This is a genomic window from Aeromonas sp. 1HA1 (assembly GCF_029237385.1).
Lineage (GTDB): Bacteria > Pseudomonadota > Gammaproteobacteria > Enterobacterales > Aeromonadaceae > Aeromonas > Aeromonas popoffii.
In genome coordinates this window covers 1-1,128 of the sequence record NZ_JAACGC010000177.1, presented here as the reverse complement: position 1 = coordinate 1,128, position 1,128 = coordinate 1, and the positions used below count along the sequence as shown (strand labels likewise).

General features: G+C 51.8%; 1 protein-coding gene. It reads left to right on the top strand.

Annotation, left to right across the window (positions count from 1 at the left end; translation table 11 throughout):
- Positions 1 to 392 precede the first annotated feature (392 nt).
- Positions 393 to 815, top strand: coding sequence for a Mor transcription activator family protein (locus tag GWQ22_RS21490; protein ID WP_275931627.1), 423 nt, complete (start codon positions 393 to 395; stop codon positions 813 to 815).
- The last annotated feature ends 313 nt before the right edge of the window (positions 816 to 1,128 follow it).

Below are 1,128 nucleotides of genomic sequence, written 5' to 3'. Positions count from 1 at the left end.
GAAAAACTGAGCAAAAACAGCATCAATAGACATGAAGGCACTCCTGAAAAAGGAGCATAAGATCACAGCTGGATCGCAGGGTCAAACCTGTTTTTCTTGGTCAAAAAACGTTCGCGATCTTGCCCTGAGGTAGTAGCCAGTAAAAAAAACCAAATCCGACCAGGCCCAGCAGTAGAGCTCCCCACCAGGAACTCATTAGCATAGTGCTGGCGGTGTCGGTGATAAGTGACTGGTTTCTCCGTCGATAGTAACGTCGGCCCATAGTTCTAAGACCTTTCCTTGAATCTTGTTGGTGAGACAGTCGAGGGACTCATTATGCACTAAAAAATGTGCGCATAAAATGGCCTGTGTTCTAATCGGTGCACCGCTTTTTCTATTTTGTCGGGGGAGTCATGGAACAGAATCAGGATCTCTTTGCCGATGATCATGCCTCGCTGGGGCAGCTGGTCGATCGCCTCGACCAGATCCCTGCATCCGAACTGACGGCCAAATGGCCCAAAGCCCTGGCCGAGTTGGTTGATGTGCTGGCCTGCGAACTGGCCAGAGGGGGAATGGCACAAGAACAGGCCAGGGCTCAGGCCCGCAAGTTGGCGCTGGTGCAGGCCCATTACATGGGTGGTCGCGCTTACTACATCCCGACCGGGGAGCACCTCAAGGCGGCGTTGCGTGATCGGGCCATCTGGGACGAGTTCAACGGTCGCAATATCGACCAGCTTGCTCGCAAGTATGGGCTCTCGGTGCCGCAGACTTATGCTGTGGTCGCTGAACAGAGGCTGTTAACTAGAAAGCGGATACAAGGGGAGCTTTTTGGTTAAGGCAGGGCAGTGGGCACAAGCACACTGCCTCTCTATCAAAACATGAACCGGCTTCTAACGGCATCATCAAGCTACGATTATCCGCAGTAGGCCATACAACCCAGTACAGGCCAGCATGTAACCCAGCATAACCCCAAATCGCTTTCTTGCTATGTTAACCCCTATGCCCCACACGGTGATCACTAAGGCTGACTCTTATACACAAATATTGTGAACTGATTGGCACTTTTCCCGATTTCCAGGATCTGATCTCCTATGTGACTCCCGAACATGGTAACGATCATGCTAACTTTTGCTCTTCATCGTGCGGCCG

Bases quoted from the DNA above. Each gene is read 5' to 3' on its own strand.
- GWQ22_RS21490 (WP_275931627.1), top strand. From the start codon at position 393: ATGGAACAGAATCAGGATCTCTTTGCCGATGATCATGCCTCGCTGGGG.